Raw genomic sequence first — 16,046 nt, 5'->3', positions numbered from 1 at the left:
CTTAAAAATAGACTTCTTTTACGAGCTAAAAAGGAAGTCAACTATAAGCCTCTTTCGTTATAATGTAACTAAAAAATAGGCATTTCAATGAAACGTATTTTAATTACCAACGATGATGGCTTTGAAAGTCCTGGACTTCACGCCCTTGCTCGCGCACTTCGTCCTTTAGGGCAAGTAACCATTGTAGCCCCCACGTCTGAAAAATCCGCCTGCGGACACTCACTTACTCTTACACGTCCCCTTCGTTTTGTTGCCATAGGCGATGATTTTTTCAAACTTGACGATGGCACGCCCACGGACTGTATTTATCTCTCCTTGAACGCCCTTTTTGAGGGAGAGTCAAAACCTGATTTGATCGTAAGTGGCATCAATAAAGGCTCCAATTTAGGCGAAGACATCACGTATAGCGGAACAGCGAGTGCGGCAATGGAAGCAGCCTTGCACGGTGTTCCCGCCATCGCCATCTCCCAAGTCTACACCGGTGGTCCTCAAAACATTGAACTCACCCACGGCTATGATCTCGCAGAGCAAACCGTGTACGATCTGGCTAAACGCATTTTAGACGGCACTTTTCCTCTTGCAGAGCGTCGCTTTTTAAATGTCAATATTCCTCCGCTCAAACCCGAAGAGTGCAAAGGCTACAAAATTACACGCGCAGGCTATAGAATGTACGGCAACGACGCGCATCTGCACCGAAATCCACGAGGAGAAGAGTACTACTGGCTGGGCGTTCATACGCTGGAGTGGAAAAAAGGTGAGGCAGATGACTGTGACCTCAGCGCCATTGATGATGGCTACGTCTCCATCACCCCGATCAAACTCGATATGACCGCACACGATGAACTTGAAACGTTAAAAGAATGGATAAAATAATGGAAGATCGTTATTCACGTGTTAGACGCGTTTTTGGTGAAGACTTTGAAAAACTCCAACAAGCAAAAATACTTCTTTTAGGCATCGGCGGTGTCGGAAGCCCTTGTTTGGACGCACTCTACCGCACAGGTATCAGTGACATCACCATCGTTGATTTTGATACCTACGATGTGACCAACCAAAACAGACAGCTAGGCTCTGAAGCCGTGGGCGAAGTCAAAGTCTTGCATATGGCAAGCCTTTACAAAGGCGTAACACCCATCGAAGCAAAAGTTACCCCTGAATGGGTCGAGAGTTTTGACTTTGAACCCTACGACATCGTCATTGACGCGATCGATGATATGGAAGCGAAAATCGCCGTGGCGCACAAAGCCCACACCAAACTTCTAAGCTCCGCAGGTGGTGCGAAAAAAATTGACCCAACTAAAATTCACTATGCCCCTATTTGGGACACGTATGGCGATATGCTAGCAAAGGGCTTTAGAGATGGGCTTAAAAAAACAGGTTTTCAAGGCTCGTTTTTAACGGTGTTTTCGGATGAAAAGCCTATTTGTAAAGAGATGGGAAGTTTGATGTGTGTGACCGCTTCGTTTGGTTTGACGCTTGCTTCGTTGGCGATTCGTAAATTAACGGATAAAATGTAAAAAAGGAGAGGAATACACAACCTCTTCTTAATTGTTAGTGCCAACCATTTTTTAACCAATCTATCCGTTTGTTTGTCTCTTCAACTTTACAATCAACTGTCCAAACACTTTTCCATCCGTCCGTACCACCTGTAACTTGACCTACAAGCTCACAATAGGAGTTACGGTACTGCTTCCATTTGATTCTTTCATCTTCCACTACGCTTTTCAAATATTCTGGATTCTCAGATTGAACAAGAATTTTTTTCACGTATTCTTCTTCTATCGCGTTTAAGTATCGCTCTAAAGTATTAAGTTTTAGATCAAAACATTCACCAGCTCCTCTATATGAACCTATGCGATTTCCTTCGCATGCGAGCTCAATATACGCCTCATAGACACACTCTATATTTCTACATTGATCTCTTTTTATTAACCATTTTTTGCGTTCTAATTCTATTTGTTTATATTTTATTTGTTCAGCTTCTTCCATTTCCAAGTTATTAAGAATATCTTGATACTCATGGTTTAATTGTTCATCAACCTCAGATAAGAGTTCATCGGAGCAAATCATGTTCTCAATTGTTGTTTTTGAATTTGTGCAGTCAAAACTGGCACTATACATATTTTCGCTACTAATCACTAAAAGAATAAATATCAAGATAGAACATCTCATATATGTCTCCACACCAAATTGTCTATTTTAAAAACTTTTCCAATATTGTCTTTTATATCCAATTACTCTTCCATCGCCATCATCAAAAATCCCGTAAACCCAGCATTATCATTAGGACTTATCTTCTCACTAACTTCCGCTCTCATACATTCTAAAACTTTTGTATACTGCACGTAAAATTCATAGCTCGGTCTTGGCTTATAGACTAACCCTTCTATCTCAAAAAATGTGATGATATTTTTGGTGGTTGTAGGCTTGATGAAAAACTCTTTGTCTCTGTAGAAATAATAAGGAATGAGTGTTACAATAGACCATTTTGCCAAACTATAAAATGAGAGCACCTCTACCAAAGTGTCAAATCCCTCTTTTTGATCACCATAAAGCATTTCATACAGACCAATAGCGAACATATCTCTTCGCTCCATACGCATCGATTTGATCATATCTCTTACTTTTGGTTTTTCAAAGAGTGATATGAGGGTTGATTTTGAGACGATTTTGGTGAAGTTTTCGCAGATGATCTCGGGCTGTGTGAAGTTCTCTTTGGCGAACAGCTCACGGACTTGTTCGCCGATTTTCGCGGTATTGTGTCGTTTGATGATGGGCAAAAGTCCTACATCTTCAAAACCTTGTGGGTAGATTTCCAAAAAATAGGCTTCTGCCTCTTTGAGCTTATGCAGATTCATGACCGTAATTTCCTCATTTTCTTTTTTAACGTCTTTACATGTAAAGAGGCTTTTGCTTCAATGGTTTTCATAAAATTCTTTTTCTCTTGTAATTTTTCTTGCCCTATCTGCTAATTGTTTGCTTTTTTCTGTGACTTCCAAACCGCTTGATGCAAAGACAATATACCCTTTATAGCTCAAAATTGCTTTTGCATAATGACTTAAATTGGTACGCGGTTGATTCATCTTATTTTCAAAGAGAGCATCTAAAAAACGCACTGCTTCTAAGATATACTTTTTGTTCCCCGTTGCAATAAAATAGATCCATGAATGCAAAGCCATTTTCGTTAAAAATCCTATCAATGTAAATCCAGCCGAAGCGGTTGCAACGGTTAGTTTTGCCCTGTTTATATCATCGGATGTGCTCAGTGGATCGTCGATAAATCCATAGATGCCCATGTCTTCATTGCGGATAAAATTATTTTCATTCATGGGCGTAAAATCGCCTTTTTTGTCTTCATAACCTAAATAAGCAATCGAAAGGTAATAAATACTTGCGCCAAAAAGCAGTGCATAGATGACATACCATATTAAGCGATACTCGTACCATATAAAAGGGAAACACCCTACAACCAAGGAGGTGATAAGAAAAAAGTGTGCTTTTTCATACGCATGCTGTTTTTTATCTTGAATGGAGTTATAGGTTGCATAAAAGTAAAAGATTAAGACCAAAGAGTACGGCACTAAAACAAATTTTGTAGTACTAAATGTAGAGAGGAGACTGTGGTTTACAATTGGCAAATCGGCATAAGCTACCATACCCACTAAATATAAAAAAGTGATCGGAAAGAGTAAAAGCGTCAGAGCTAAAAAAAGAAGAATGATGAAAGGAATCGACCATCTATCTTTATGAATATCTTGATTTAACGCTTGGAAAATAAAATGCGCATCGAAATGATTGGGCACTTGATCGTTTTGCGTTTGCATAAATCTGCTTCTCACTTTGAGTTAGTTAGAGAACACCATTCAAATCTTACCGTAATTTCCTCATTTTTCTTTTTCCAAGCTTCAAAATCGAAGAAGGTTTGGACTCGAAAAAACCTTTACATATAAAGAGTATGACGTCAGCTTTCTCTTGGGCATAAACTTCATCAAAGCCCTTTCCACTGGGATTGGATGAAGTAGAATAACTCCATTTTAGTTTTTGTAAAAACTGTAAATGCTCTGCATCTTTAACCACACGAATGGCTAAACCACAGGGATAAGCAAAGGTTGTTTTTTGGGATTTACGAACACTTTTTTTATGTCTTTTTGGAACTCTGGTAAAACTACGAAGTGTGCTCAGCGAATCGACACTGATGAGAAAAGATTTACCGCTTGGGCGATTTTTGATGCGAGCGAGTGCCTCAGCATTTTGGGAGAGGAACCCCGCCGTTGTCTCTGTTTGGGCTAGATAAACAAGGTCGGGGTTCATGGGATTTAGTTTAGATAATCTTGTAAAGCACGTGGCTCAAGCGCACTTTTGTCTTGGATGTACTCTATCGCCGTCGTTGCTGCTGCGGCTGCGGCAACGGTGGTAAAGTATGGGATTTTAAAGCGAAGAACCGCTTGGCGAATTTTCTTTGCATCGTCTTTGCTTGATTTGGCATCACTCGTGTTAATCACAAGGGCGATATCGCCATTTTTGAGTTTATCTTCGATATTTGGACGACCTTCGGAGATTTTATAGACAAACTCTGCATTGACACCTGCTTCTTGAAGGGCTTTGTGTGTGCCACCCGTTGCGACGACTTTAAAGCCTAAGGCTTCAAATTTCGTCCCGATCTCTTTGGCAAACGATTTGTCAATGTCGACTAACGAGATAAAGACAGAACCACTTTTAGGAAGCACGTTAGCTGAAGCGATTTGACTTTTTGCAAACGACGCTGGGAAATTTTTGCTAATGCCCATAACTTCGCCTGTTGATTTCATCTCAGGTCCTAAAATGAGGTCTGCACCTTGAAGTTTGTTGAACGGGAAAACCGCTTCTTTAACTGCAACATGGTCGAACTTTTTAGGTTTCAAGATGCCATTGCCTTCGCGTACCACGTCAAATTTGTCATAAAAAGCAAGCGCTTCTCTCAGATTGCCTTGGTACATGACGCGTGTCGCGATTTTTGCCATCGGCATACCTGTCGCTTTACTCACAAATGGAACCGTACGGCTCGCACGAGGATTGACTTCGATCATATAGACATCATCTTGATAGATGGCGTATTGAATGTTCATCAAACCGACAACGCCAAGGTTAAGGGCGATTTGTTTAGTTTGTGACTCAATCTTAGCAAGCAGTTCATCACTGAGGCTAATTGAAGGTAATGAACATGCGCTATCGCCACTGTGAATACCCGCTTCTTCGATGTGTTGCATAATACCACCGATATACACCTCTTTACCATCACAAATCGCATCCACATCCACTTCAATGGCGCGATCAAGGAATTGATCGATCAGAACAGGTGAATTATGGCTTACACTCACCGCTTCCTTCATGTACGTGCGAAGTTCGCTCTCGTTGTAAACGATACGCATCGCCCTTCCACCCAAAACATAACTTGGGCGTACAAGAACGGGATAGCCGATCTCTTTTGCTTTTTCGATCGCCTCTTCTTCACTCGTTGCGGTTGCATTGTTTGGTTGTTTAATGTTGTTTTCTGTAATAAACTTGGAGAATTTTTCTCTATCTTCTGCCATATCGATCACACGCGCCGTTGTACCGATGATCTTAACACCCATCACGGTGAGTTTTTTCGCTAACTTAAGGGGTGTTTGACCACCAAAATGGACAATGACGCCATCGGGTTGCTCTTTTTCAACCACACTTCTCACGTGTTCAAAATCAATCGGTTCAAAGTAAAGAATATCGCTCGTGTCATAGTCAGTCGAAACGGTTTCTGGGTTACAATTGTACATAATGGTTTTAACACCCATATCATTTAACGCGTACGCCGCATGCACACAACAGTAGTCAAACTCGATGCCCTGCCCTATTCTATTTGGTCCACCACCGATGATCATCACTTTTTTCTGTGTCTCTTCTTCCTTTACATGTAAAGGAAGTTTGGTCACATTGGTCGTTGAGTAAAGGTACGGTGTAAGCGCTTTAAACTCTGCCGCACACGTATCGACCTCGTTGTACTCAAAATCGATACCCAGTTTGTTGCGTGCAAAATAGATGTCATTGGTTGTGAGCTCTAAATTGTCCTCTTTGTTGATCAGTTTGGCGATCATCTTGTCGGAGAAGCCCATTGTTTTGGCTTGACGTAACAGTTTTTCATCGTTGAGAATAAACATATCGATCTTTTTCTCAAAATCAATGATCTCTTTGATTTGTCTTAAAAACCATGGATCGATTTTGCTCAGCGCAAAAACATCTTCCACGCTGTAACCTCTACGGAATGCTTCGCCCACATAAAGAACTCTATCGGCATTGGGTCTTCTAATCTCGTTTTTGAGTTTGTCTTCATCTGCTTTGATACTTTCAAATCCGCTCAAATTGGTTTCAAGTGAGCAGAGTGCTTTTTGGAAAGACTCTTTAAACGTTCGACCAATCGCCATCACTTCACCCACACTTTTCATCGAAGTGGTGAGTGTAGAATCCGCCAGAGGGAATTTTTCAAACGTAAAACGAGGGATTTTAGTCACGATGTAGTCAATAACAGGCTCAAAACTTGCCGCTGTGCCTGTAATGTCATTTTTAATCTCATCGAGTGTAAAACCAACCGCTAAAAGCGTCGCTACTTTAGCGATAGGATACCCCGTCGCTTTAGAAGCAAGGGCAGAACTACGACTTACACGTGGGTTCATCTCGATAACGGTCATTCTGCCTGTTTCAGGACAGATGGAAAATTGTACGTTACTACCACCCGTATCCACACCAATTTCACGAAGAATCGCAAACGAGGCATTGCGCATACGTTGGTACTCTTTATCGGTTAAGGTAAGAGCTGGAGCAATGGTAATGGAATCTCCCGTATGAACACCCATGGGGTCAAAGTTTTCGATGGAGCAAACAATGATGCAGTTATCGGCACGATCACGGATAACTTCCATCTCATACTCTTTCCAACCAAGGAGTGACTCTTCGATCAAAATCTCATTAATCGGACTGGCATCAATACCTGCCATCGCAAGCTCTTTGAATTCATCGATGTTATACGCAACGCCACTACCGCCACCTGCTAAGGTATAAGAAGCACGAATAATGAGAGGAAAGCCAATTTTCTCCGCTGCCGCATACGCCTCTTCTAAATTGTACGCATACGCACTAATAGGTAAATCCATACCAATTTTGATCATCGCCTCTTTAAAGGCTTGTCTGTCTTCGCCTTTTTTAATCGCTTCAGGATTGGCACCTAAAAAGATGATGCCTTCTAGCATGCCTTGATCGTGCATCGTCATCGCGACATTGAGTGCGGTTTGTCCACCCATTGTTGGAAGTACCGCATCAACACCCTCTTTTTCGATAATGCGTGCGATCACTTCAGGCGTGATCGGTTCGATATAGGTGCGATCTGCAAATTCAGGGTCTGTCATAATGGTCGCTGGATTGGAGTTAACAAGTACGACTCGGTATCCGAGCTCTTTTAACGTTTTCGCTGCTTGAGTTCCTGAATAGTCAAATTCACATGCCTGTCCGATAACAATAGGACCTGATCCGATTAATAATATGGTTTTAATATCTTGACGTTTTGGCATCTCTTTCCTTTATTCTACATGTAGTATTCAACCCAATGCCTCTTAGGCTCTGGATTCAAAACTAGTTGCGTACGATCACGTGCATATACGAAGGTACATGCGATGTTGCATAGGGTTTAACGACCACTGTTTTTGAAGACTCTTCTTCAATCACTTCGGTGACCACGCCCACTTTAATTCCCTCAAAAAAGAGCGTATCGAGCCCACTTGTAATGACCTCATCGCCTACATGAGGTTGAAGCCATTGGGAAATGTATTTGACCAAAAGCTCTTTGCTATTGCCTTGCGCAACACCTTGCATCTTTTGATTGCCCACATAAACCGCAAAAATAGCTTTGGGGTCACTCAAAAGCAAACCTTGAGGATGCCCATCATTTGAAACCACAATGCCCGCAGCATACCCTTGTTGCAACAAGCCGTAAATCTTGCTTTGATTAAAATCATCAAATTTCAGCCACACTTTGCCATAATCATTCAGATTGGTATACCCAATGGATTGAACCATCTTCACCTGAGGATCATACCCTGTGGTATTGTGTTCTTTTAACATATCGTTGAGTTTACTGGCAAAAGCGATCGAAAGAACGGCTGATTTTTGCAAGGTTTGATTTTCAGTTCTGAGTCGCTGTATCTCTTCTTGTTGAGAGAAATGCTCGTCGATCTTATCTTGAATTTTGGTCTTTATCTCAACATAGAAAGCAAGAATTTTTGTGTTCGCGCTACCTATGATGTGCCTAGCCTCCGTGCTGTACCGAAACGATACAAACACAAAGATGCCAAGCAAAATGATAATTTTTAATTTACTCATTCGACAATTGTTGTAAAAGTTCGATCTCTTCGAGTGCTTTACCCGTACCTTTTGCAACCGCTAACAGTGGCTCATCTGCAACAAAAACAGGCAACTTGACGATGTCTGAGAGGTATTTATCAAACCCGCGGATCAATGCACCACCACCTGTGAGGACAACACCGTTTTCAACGATATCACCCGCAAGATCAGGAGGCATCACTTCAAGCACATCTTTAAGCGCGTCTGCAATCTCTTTAAGTGGCTCTTTAATCGCGTCTCTCACATCTTCACTGGTAAGCTCAATGCGGCTTAAAAGTCCGCTCACTTGGTCACGACCTTTGACCATCATGGAGATAGGCTCATCCATAGGAACCGCTGTACCGATGGCGATTTTAATCTCTTCACCGGTTCGCTCACCAATGAGAAGGTTGTATTTTTTCTTCACATAATCCACGATGGCAAGATCTATCTTATCACCCGCAACGCGAATTGATTTACTAATAACCAAACCACCCAGGGAAACCACGCCGATTTCTGTCGTACCACCACCGATATCAACGACCAAACTTCCTTGGGGTTCACGAACCGGTAGTCCTGCGCCAATCGCTGCTGCCATAGGCTCTTCGATCAAGAAAACTTCACGCGCACCCGCACTCATTGCAGACTCACGTACCGCTTTACGCTCCACTTGCGTCAAACCATAAGGGACACAGATAATGATGCGCGGTCGTAAAAAGCTTTTTCTTTTGTGCGCTTTTTCAATGAAGTAACGAATCATCTTTTCTGTCATATCAAAATCAGCAATAACGCCATCACGCATCGGACGAATCGCTTCAATGTCACCTGGTGTTTTACCCACCATATTTTTCGCTTCTTTACCCACCGCTAGGATATTTTGTTTACCATAACGGTTGCGTTGTACAGCAACAACGGAAGGCTCATTGATAATAATACCTTTACCTTTGACCAATACCAATGTATTAGCCGTTCCAAGGTCGATACTCATATCACTTGAGAAAAATCCTATTATCTTGTCTAAAATCATCTCTCTAATCCTTTTTTACGCACTTTTTTTATCTTTTTTGATATAAAGCGGTTTTTCACCTTTTGTAACCACATCTTTTGTAATCACCACTTCGTACCCATCCAACTCTGGAAGCTCATACATTACATCCACCATAATGTCTTCTATAATACTTCGAAGTCCACGCGCTCCCGTTTTGCGTTTGATCGCAAGCTCTGCCACAGAATCAAGCGCTTCTTTCTCAAAAGAGAGCTCGACGTTATCAATTGCAAAGAGTTTTCGGTACTGTTTATAGATCGCATTTTTAGGTTCCGTCAAAATACGCACCATGTCTTCTTGCGTAATTGGTGAGAGTTTTGCGGTTACATGTAAACGTCCAATGAGCTCTGGAATCAGACCGTAATGCACTAAATCATCGGGCTCTGCCAAATCAAACAGTCCTGCATCTTGGCTTTTGGTGCGTTTTTCTTGCTCAAATCCAAGCACATTTTTGCCGATACGACGTTTGATGATCTCTTCCAAGCCATTAAAAGCACCCGCACAGACAAATAAAATATTGGTGGTATCAATCTGAATAAAATCTTGATTTGGGTGTTTTCGTCCACCTTTGGGTGGAATGTTGACCACGCTACCCTCGATGATTTTAAGCAATGCTTGTTGAACGCCCTCGCCTGAAACATCTCTGGTGATGGAGCGGTTTTCACTCATACGAGCTATTTTATCGATCTCGTCGATAAACACAATACCTTGCTCTGCTTTTTTAATATCGCCATTGGCGGATTGAAGCAATTTTGTAAGAATGTTTTCAACATCTTCACCCACGTAACCTGCTTCCGTTAAACTCGTAGCGTCACAGATGGCAATCGGCACATCTAAAAAGCGTGCTAAAGTTTGAGCCATCAAAGTTTTACCGCTACCCGTTGGGCCAATGAGTAAAATGTTGGATTTAGAAATTTCAGTATCGTCAGCAATAGTGCTTTGTTTGAAAATTCTCTTATAGTGGTTATACACACCCACCGAAAAAATCTTTTTGGCATGGTCTTGTCCGATCACAAAATCATCGAGCACTTTTTTGAGCTCTTTGGGTGCTAAAAGCTCTTGATCGAACGCTTCTTCATTGCCACTTACAGAAGGCTCTGGGATTTCTCCAAAAAATATCTTATGGGCGGAGATAACACAATGCTCGCAGATGAAAACATCATCGCCTGCGATCAAACGTGTGTCACTACTCTCTTTCGTGCCACAAAAACTACACTCTCTATTGACCATTATTTTTCCTCTCAAATGGAATGCCACGTGTGGACTCCATAATAAAATTGCACATTTGTTGAACATGAACATTAGGCTGTTCTTCTAACAATTTTGCAGCTTGTGTTTGTAACGGTTGACCCGACTCAAATAATTCACGGTAAGCACTTCTAAGGGCATCAATGTCTTGGCGATCCAGATGACGGCGAAGTCCTGTCAGATTCAGTCCTCTTAAAACCGCACGATTGCCTTCTGCTAAACAAAACGGAGGAACATCTTGTGAAAGTGCCGCCGCTCCTGCAATCATCGCGTAACTGCCAATTTTAACAAATTGATGCACCGGTGTCATTCCACCAACGACCACGTAATTTCCCATCTCAACATGCCCAGCAATCGTTGCGGCATTGGCTAAAATACAGTGATTACCCACAATGACATCGTGCCCTAGATGGACATAGCCCATAAACAAGTTATGGTCTCCGATGATCGTTTTACCACCACCGCCAAGGGTTCCTGGGTTGAACAGAGTAAATTCACGAATTTTATTGTAATCGCCAATAATCAGTTCAACCGCTTCACCTGCGTATTTGAGATCTTGTGGGATAGACCCTAAAACGGCATGCGAAAAAATCTCATTGTGCTTGCCAATGGTGGTACTGCCACAGATGTGAACACCTGGAGCAATTTTTGTCCCTTGTCCAATTTTAGCTTGACTTGAAATAAAACAAAACGCCCCGATTTCAACATCAGGTCCGATAATAGCACCCTCTTCGATAAGGGCATGGGGGGAAATTAAACTCATCGTAACCGCCTATTTATCAACGATCATGGCTTTAAGTTCAGCCTCACTCATCAGCACATCACCGACATACGCCTTGCCTGATAGAACCCAAATGGAGCCTTTATGTTTCACAACATTCATGTGATATTCCAATTTATCACCAGGACGAACAGGAGCTCGAAACTTAGCACCGTCAATGCTCATAAAGTAAACCACTTTTTGCGCTGCCTCTTCATTGGTCATGTTCATACTCTTAAATGCTAGCACGCCACCAGCTTGCGCCATGCCCTCTAAAATCATAACACCCGGATAGATGGGATGACCAGGGAAATGCCCCTGAAAAATTTGTTCTCCAATGGTCACGTTTTTATACGCCTTGATTGATTGCTCTGGAATCAGCTCTTCAACACGATCAATCAATAAAAAAGGGTAACGATGGGGAAGTATTTTTTGAATTTCTATAACATCTATCATTCTTGAAACCTTATCAATGAAAATTCTAATATTTTAGCTAATAAATACTAAATTTTCTCTAATGTCATGGTAGGTTTTGCTTTGAAGGAAGAGTTCATAAGCACCCACGTTCACCTCATCCAGTACGATAAGAGGGGTTAAAGAGGCAAAGGATAACTTCATTATCGCGTTTCTCACTGCCATTTCAATTTCCACCGTTGGGGGATTTTGTAGCATTTCTTTGAGTGTTTCATAGTGCGTATTGGCTAACGTATTAAACGTTTCAAGCGCAATAAACCGCGCCTCTTCTTTGCTTAAAAAACCAACACCTTCGTTGATAAATTCGATGTTTGCTTTGATCTTCTCTTTTTTACATGTAGAGTAAAAAAGAACATAACTGGGAACCACTTCTTTTTCACTGTTTTTCACCCATGCGCGAAGCAATCTGTAATTTAAAAACTTTTCGCGCACCAGTTTAAACGGAATTTTTTGCGCTTCACATTCCATGACCTTTTCATACAAAACGGTGCGTGCTTCAATGGAAGAGGGAAGTATCTGCGGTCGCAAAGGAGAGCTTAATTCATCTGCCCATCTTTGTTGCTGTTGCCTTTGAACACTGAGTGCGAAAATGCACCCGCAATAATCTTGGTGGTACAACATCGCCTCTTTAGCAAGAGCAAATTGTTCTTGCGTGCCACCCCCTTTTCTAAAATCAGGTACGGCGATTTCAAGATGGTACCGATCGGCAATCAAACGCAATGCGTTTCCTAACTGATCGAGTGATTTTTTGGGACTTGTTAGTAAGGTCGTTGTTATCACTTTCTCACCCAGTTCCAGTGCTTTTCGTGCAGTCTCTTCTAACCTGTTATCAAAACAGACTAAACAGCGTTTTCCTTTTTCTGGTTCTTTTTCTAGTCCTCGTACGGCTTCGATCCATCCTTCATAATTATACGCGCCTACATGTAAAGGAATACCCAATTTATCGCAACTGCGTTTCACATCTAAAAGCCTTAGTTCATACTCACTAAAAGGATGAATGTTAGGATCGTAAAAAAAGCCTACCAGTCTCTCTTTGGGATACGCTTGTTGTAGTTTTTGAAGAAAAAAGTGGCTATCGACGGAGCAGCAAATATGTACGAGCATGGCATTTCTTTATCACGTTTAAATTTTGTATAAAGTATAACATAGGTAACATATAACCTTTCCTGCCTCATACAACTAATCGTATTTTTAAATAGAATTTTGTATTTTGTAGTATAATAAATTTACCACCGAAGGAGAATACTATGATCAAAAAGTGTCTCAAAAGTCTACTATTCTGGTTGATTTTTCTCCCTTTGCTTTATACGTTGAGTGGTTTTGTGATCCTTCCATGGTGGGTGCGTACCCAAATGCCTTCCCTTTTGGAAGAGAAATTTCATCTCTTTGTTTCCATGGAAAAAGTGCTTTTTAACCCCTTTACGTTTGAGTTACATGTAAACCATTTTGCACTGCGCGATACGGCAAAAAACGATGTTGCAACGCTGGAGCATCTTTACATCAATTACGATCCAACCTATCTTTTCAAGAAAGAGTTTTTTGTCAAATCACTCCTGCTTGAGCAACCCTTTGTTGACCTTAAAATCGATCCAAAAGGGAATCTAACACTCCTGAGCCTTTTTCCAACAAACCCTTCGAGCGAAAGCAATACAACCACGGATACGAGTCTGATGATGCCTTTTATCATCGAGCATGTTGAAATTCAAAATGCGAAAACTAACTTTAGCGATGAACGCCCCAGTGAGCCGTTTAAACTCGAAATTGGCCCTATCAATTATGCGGTCAACAATCTCAGTTTTTACAAAGATGATCTGAGCATTCACGCACTCAAAGTGATGTTAAAAAATGAAGAAAAAATAACGCTCGCCAGCAGTGCTTCCTTTGAACCTCTCAAATTTTACGGGGAACTGGGTATTTCACATCTTCCAATTTCACACTTTTGGCGATACGCATTACCCAACATTCCAGCAACCCTTACCCAAGGCGAGCTCTCACTTAAAGTTCCTTTTTCCATAGATCTAAGCAAAGAAAAACCACTGGTATCTTTCGAAAAAGCATCTGCCTTATTGGAAAAAATTCGCTTCGTCGATACGGAGCAAAAAACAGTCGTTGAAGTGCCTTCTCTCAAACTTGAAACGATTGATTTTGACCTGCAAACGTCTAACATCAGCATCGAAAAAGCCACCCTTTCCAAACCGTTTGTGGATGTGCAGTTGGAGAAAGAGTATGCGGTGAATTTGGTACAACTGTTTACCCCTAAAAGTGGACCAACGCAACCCAAAACTCCAACACCTGCCGCGCAAGAAACTAAAAATGAGTGGAAATTTGCACTCAAAACGTTCGAAATCAATGAAGCAACCATTGATGTTACGGACAAAAATGTCAAAAGTACGCCTATCCACTTGGCACCTTTGAAACTAACGGCTCAAAACATTACGCACGATCAAAATAGCCCTATTAGTTATGATTTTAACAGCACCATCGACACCACCGCTTCTTTAAACGCAAAAGGTATTTTTATCCCTGCGACGGCTTCACTTGAGATGGTAATGAATGCCTCTAAACTCTCTTTAGAAAAAGCGCAACCTTACATCACGCTTTTTACAACAACGCTCATTCAAGACGGTTCCTTATCGCTCACGTCTAAGCTCACCGCTTCGTTTGATCAAAAGCCAACGTTCAAAATCGAAGGAGATGCAACCGTCTCTAAATTTTCACTCGCCGATAAATTCAAAAACTCGCTTGTGGCATGGGAAACGCTAAATGTTAACAGTATCGCTTACAATCTCTCTCCTGCAGCACTTAGTATTCAAAAGATCACGCTGGATAAACCTTATATCAATCTTGACATCAAAAAAGATGGCACCACCAATTTTTCCAATCTTTTAAACACATCAACCACACAACCCCAAAAGTCGTCTCAAACACAAAAAGCCACAACCACACACGATGCGATGTCCATGTATATTGGCAATATCGTACTCAAAAGAGGAACAACGCATTTTAAAGATGCTTCCTTGCTCCTTCCTTTTGCGACATTTGCAGATCGCCTCAATGGATCGATGTCAACCCTTGACACTAAAAGCACCAAACCCTCCGTGCTCAAACTCGAAGGAAAAGTGGATAAATACGGCTATACAAAAATTGATGGATCTGTTTTGCCGTTTGATTTTAAAGATCGAGCCGCACTCAAAATCCTCTTTAAAAACATCGATATGCCTTCTCTTTCACCTTATACGAGTAAATTCATAGGGTATGCGATTAAAGAGGGAAAACTCTCGATGGATCTGAACTATAAAATTAAAAAAGGAGTCATGGAAGGTGCCAATAAAATCAACCTCGATTCACTCATCCTGGGTGAAAAGATCGAAAGTAAAGACGCATCCAATCTTCCTTTAGGACTTGCGATTGCTATTTTGAAAGATTCTAGAGGGCAAATTGACCTTGACCTCTCCGTGAGTGGCGACTTGAATGACCCTGAATTTCGTTATGGAAGCATTGTATGGAAAGCGATTGGAAACCTCATCGGGAGCATTGTGACATCTCCGTTTAAACTTTTAGGCTCTATGCTAGGAATTGAAACGGAAAATCTTAAAAGTATCGATTTTGCGGCTGGTGAATCTGTACTTATTGCCTCGGAAGAGGAAAAAATGGAGCAGTATCGTCAAATTTTAGACAAAAGAGCGGAACTCAAACTCATCATTACGCCAAGTTACAATGAAACCCTCGATACCAAGGCGCTTCAAGAACAAAATGTCACAGCACAAATCGAAACCTTGATTCCTAAAAAAAGCAAAGAAGATGATAGTTATGGCAAAACGATCAAAAAACTTTTCATTCAAAAATACTCGGATGATGCGTACAGTAAGCTGATGAAAACCTATAAAGAAGAGAATTTAGATCTTGGTGCTATTCACGATTCTTTGATCTCTAAGATTGCAGAAAGCATTACGATAGCACCTGAAGCACTTCACGCTTTAGCACTTAAGCGCTTCGATACTATCTTTCAAACCTTGACGACAAAGTATAAAATAGCACCTGCGCGACTTATAAAAAATGAGCCTCAAGCCAGTGATGCGATTCGTGAAGAGTGGGTGGGATGTTCGATTTCAGTGAGTAACTAAGAAAGTTTGGAGG

General features: G+C 41.3%; 14 protein-coding genes. 3 read left to right on the top strand and 11 right to left on the bottom strand.

All coding sequences use genetic code 11. The features are described from left to right. The first annotated feature begins 87 nt into the window (after positions 1-87). The gene (gene surE / locus SMUL_RS01275) at positions 88-873 is read left to right on the top strand and encodes a 5'/3'-nucleotidase SurE (protein WP_025343459.1); all 786 of its coding nucleotides are present in this window, start codon (positions 88-90) and stop codon (positions 871-873) included. Continuing rightward, complete coding sequence (locus SMUL_RS01270) at positions 873-1,517, top strand: tRNA threonylcarbamoyladenosine dehydratase (RefSeq protein WP_038532867.1); 645 nt, start codon at positions 873-875, stop codon at positions 1,515-1,517. The genes surE and SMUL_RS01270 overlap by 1 nt, the downstream gene beginning before the upstream one ends. A 34-nt stretch (positions 1,518-1,551) precedes the next feature. On the opposite strand, the gene SMUL_RS01265 is transcribed toward SMUL_RS01270, so the two are convergent. From SMUL_RS01265 to SMUL_RS01215, 11 genes are all read right to left on the bottom strand, one after another. Beyond that, the gene (locus SMUL_RS01265; protein WP_025343457.1) at positions 1,552-2,172 is read right to left on the bottom strand and encodes a lysozyme inhibitor LprI family protein; all 621 of its coding nucleotides are present in this window, start codon (positions 2,170-2,172) and stop codon (positions 1,552-1,554) included. A gap of 62 nt (positions 2,173-2,234) precedes the next feature. Continuing rightward, the gene (locus SMUL_RS01260; protein ID WP_025343456.1) at positions 2,235-2,858 is read right to left on the bottom strand and encodes a hypothetical protein; all 624 of its coding nucleotides are present in this window, start codon (positions 2,856-2,858) and stop codon (positions 2,235-2,237) included. A 57-nt stretch (positions 2,859-2,915) separates the two neighbouring features. Beyond that, the gene (locus SMUL_RS01255) at positions 2,916-3,824 is read right to left on the bottom strand and encodes a hypothetical protein (protein WP_025343455.1); all 909 of its coding nucleotides are present in this window, start codon (positions 3,822-3,824) and stop codon (positions 2,916-2,918) included. A 46-nt stretch (positions 3,825-3,870) separates the two neighbouring features. Then, on the bottom strand, positions 3,871-4,311 hold the full coding sequence (locus SMUL_RS01250) for a Sua5/YciO/YrdC/YwlC family protein (RefSeq protein WP_025343454.1): 441 nt from the start codon (positions 4,309-4,311) through the stop codon (positions 3,871-3,873). A gap of 5 nt (positions 4,312-4,316) precedes the next feature. Beyond that, positions 4,317-7,574: a carbamoyl-phosphate synthase large subunit gene (carB, locus tag SMUL_RS01245; RefSeq protein WP_025343453.1), complete on the bottom strand. Its 3,258-nt coding sequence runs from the start codon at positions 7,572-7,574 to the stop codon at positions 4,317-4,319. 61 nt (positions 7,575-7,635) lie between these two features. Further along, positions 7,636-8,382 carry a rod shape-determining protein MreC gene (mreC, locus tag SMUL_RS01240; RefSeq protein ID WP_025343452.1) on the bottom strand — a complete coding sequence of 249 codons (747 nt, stop codon included), beginning with the start codon at positions 8,380-8,382 and terminating at the stop codon, positions 7,636-7,638. Further along, on the bottom strand, positions 8,375-9,409 hold the full coding sequence (locus SMUL_RS01235) for a rod shape-determining protein (RefSeq protein ID WP_025343451.1): 1,035 nt from the start codon (positions 9,407-9,409) through the stop codon (positions 8,375-8,377). Before SMUL_RS01235 ends, mreC begins: the two co-directional genes overlap by 8 nt. 15 nt (positions 9,410-9,424) lie before the next feature. Further along, on the bottom strand, positions 9,425-10,657 hold the full coding sequence (gene clpX / locus SMUL_RS01230) for an ATP-dependent Clp protease ATP-binding subunit ClpX (protein WP_025343450.1): 1,233 nt from the start codon (positions 10,655-10,657) through the stop codon (positions 9,425-9,427). Further along, positions 10,647-11,438, bottom strand: coding sequence for an acyl-ACP--UDP-N-acetylglucosamine O-acyltransferase (gene lpxA / locus SMUL_RS01225; RefSeq protein ID WP_025343449.1), 792 nt, complete (start codon positions 11,436-11,438; stop codon positions 10,647-10,649). Before lpxA ends, clpX begins: the two co-directional genes overlap by 11 nt. A 9-nt stretch (positions 11,439-11,447) precedes the next feature. Continuing rightward, the gene (fabZ, locus tag SMUL_RS01220) at positions 11,448-11,891 is read right to left on the bottom strand and encodes a 3-hydroxyacyl-ACP dehydratase FabZ (RefSeq protein WP_025343448.1); all 444 of its coding nucleotides are present in this window, start codon (positions 11,889-11,891) and stop codon (positions 11,448-11,450) included. 33 nt (positions 11,892-11,924) lie between these two features. Then, positions 11,925-13,013 (bottom strand): epoxyqueuosine reductase QueH, encoded by a 1,089-nt coding sequence (locus tag SMUL_RS01215; protein WP_025343447.1) that lies wholly within the window; start codon positions 13,011-13,013, stop codon positions 11,925-11,927. Between the two features lie 143 nt (positions 13,014-13,156). On the opposite strand from SMUL_RS01215, the gene SMUL_RS01210 reads away from it, so the two are divergent. Beyond that, positions 13,157-16,033, top strand: a complete 2,877-nt coding sequence (locus SMUL_RS01210) for a DUF748 domain-containing protein (RefSeq protein WP_223809743.1) — start codon at positions 13,157-13,159, stop codon at positions 16,031-16,033. The last annotated feature ends 13 nt before the right edge of the window (positions 16,034-16,046 follow it).

The sequence above is a fragment of the Sulfurospirillum multivorans DSM 12446 genome (assembly GCF_000568815.1).
Taxonomy (GTDB): Bacteria; Campylobacterota; Campylobacteria; order Campylobacterales; family Sulfurospirillaceae; genus Sulfurospirillum; species Sulfurospirillum multivorans.
This window is presented reverse-complemented; position numbering and strand designations above follow the sequence as displayed.

What these genes read in the sequence shown, in the direction of transcription:
- carB (WP_025343453.1), bottom strand. Translation starts at nt 7,574, where the DNA reads ATGCCAAAACGTCAAGATATTAAAACCATATTATTAATCGGATCAGGT.
- SMUL_RS01210 (WP_223809743.1), top strand. Translation starts at nt 13,157, where the DNA reads ATGATCAAAAAGTGTCTCAAAAGTCTACTATTCTGGTTGATTTTTCTC.
- lpxA (WP_025343449.1), bottom strand. Translation starts at nt 11,438, where the DNA reads ATGAGTTTAATTTCCCCCCATGCCCTTATCGAAGAGGGTGCTATTATC.
- fabZ (WP_025343448.1), bottom strand. Translation starts at nt 11,891, where the DNA reads ATGATAGATGTTATAGAAATTCAAAAAATACTTCCCCATCGTTACCCT.
- mreC (WP_025343452.1), bottom strand. Translation starts at nt 8,382, where the DNA reads ATGAGTAAATTAAAAATTATCATTTTGCTTGGCATCTTTGTGTTTGTA.
- SMUL_RS01235 (WP_025343451.1), bottom strand. Translation starts at nt 9,409, where the DNA reads ATGATTTTAGACAAGATAATAGGATTTTTCTCAAGTGATATGAGTATC.
- SMUL_RS01260 (WP_025343456.1), bottom strand. Translation starts at nt 2,858, where the DNA reads ATGAATCTGCATAAGCTCAAAGAGGCAGAAGCCTATTTTTTGGAAATC.
- surE (WP_025343459.1), top strand. Translation starts at nt 88, where the DNA reads ATGAAACGTATTTTAATTACCAACGATGATGGCTTTGAAAGTCCTGGA.
- SMUL_RS01255 (WP_025343455.1), bottom strand. Translation starts at nt 3,824, where the DNA reads ATGCAAACGCAAAACGATCAAGTGCCCAATCATTTCGATGCGCATTTT.
- SMUL_RS01270 (WP_038532867.1), top strand. Translation starts at nt 873, where the DNA reads ATGGAAGATCGTTATTCACGTGTTAGACGCGTTTTTGGTGAAGACTTT.
- clpX (WP_025343450.1), bottom strand. Translation starts at nt 10,657, where the DNA reads ATGGTCAATAGAGAGTGTAGTTTTTGTGGCACGAAAGAGAGTAGTGAC.
- SMUL_RS01250 (WP_025343454.1), bottom strand. Translation starts at nt 4,311, where the DNA reads ATGAACCCCGACCTTGTTTATCTAGCCCAAACAGAGACAACGGCGGGG.
- SMUL_RS01265 (WP_025343457.1), bottom strand. Translation starts at nt 2,172, where the DNA reads ATGAGATGTTCTATCTTGATATTTATTCTTTTAGTGATTAGTAGCGAA.
- SMUL_RS01215 (WP_025343447.1), bottom strand. Translation starts at nt 13,013, where the DNA reads ATGCTCGTACATATTTGCTGCTCCGTCGATAGCCACTTTTTTCTTCAA.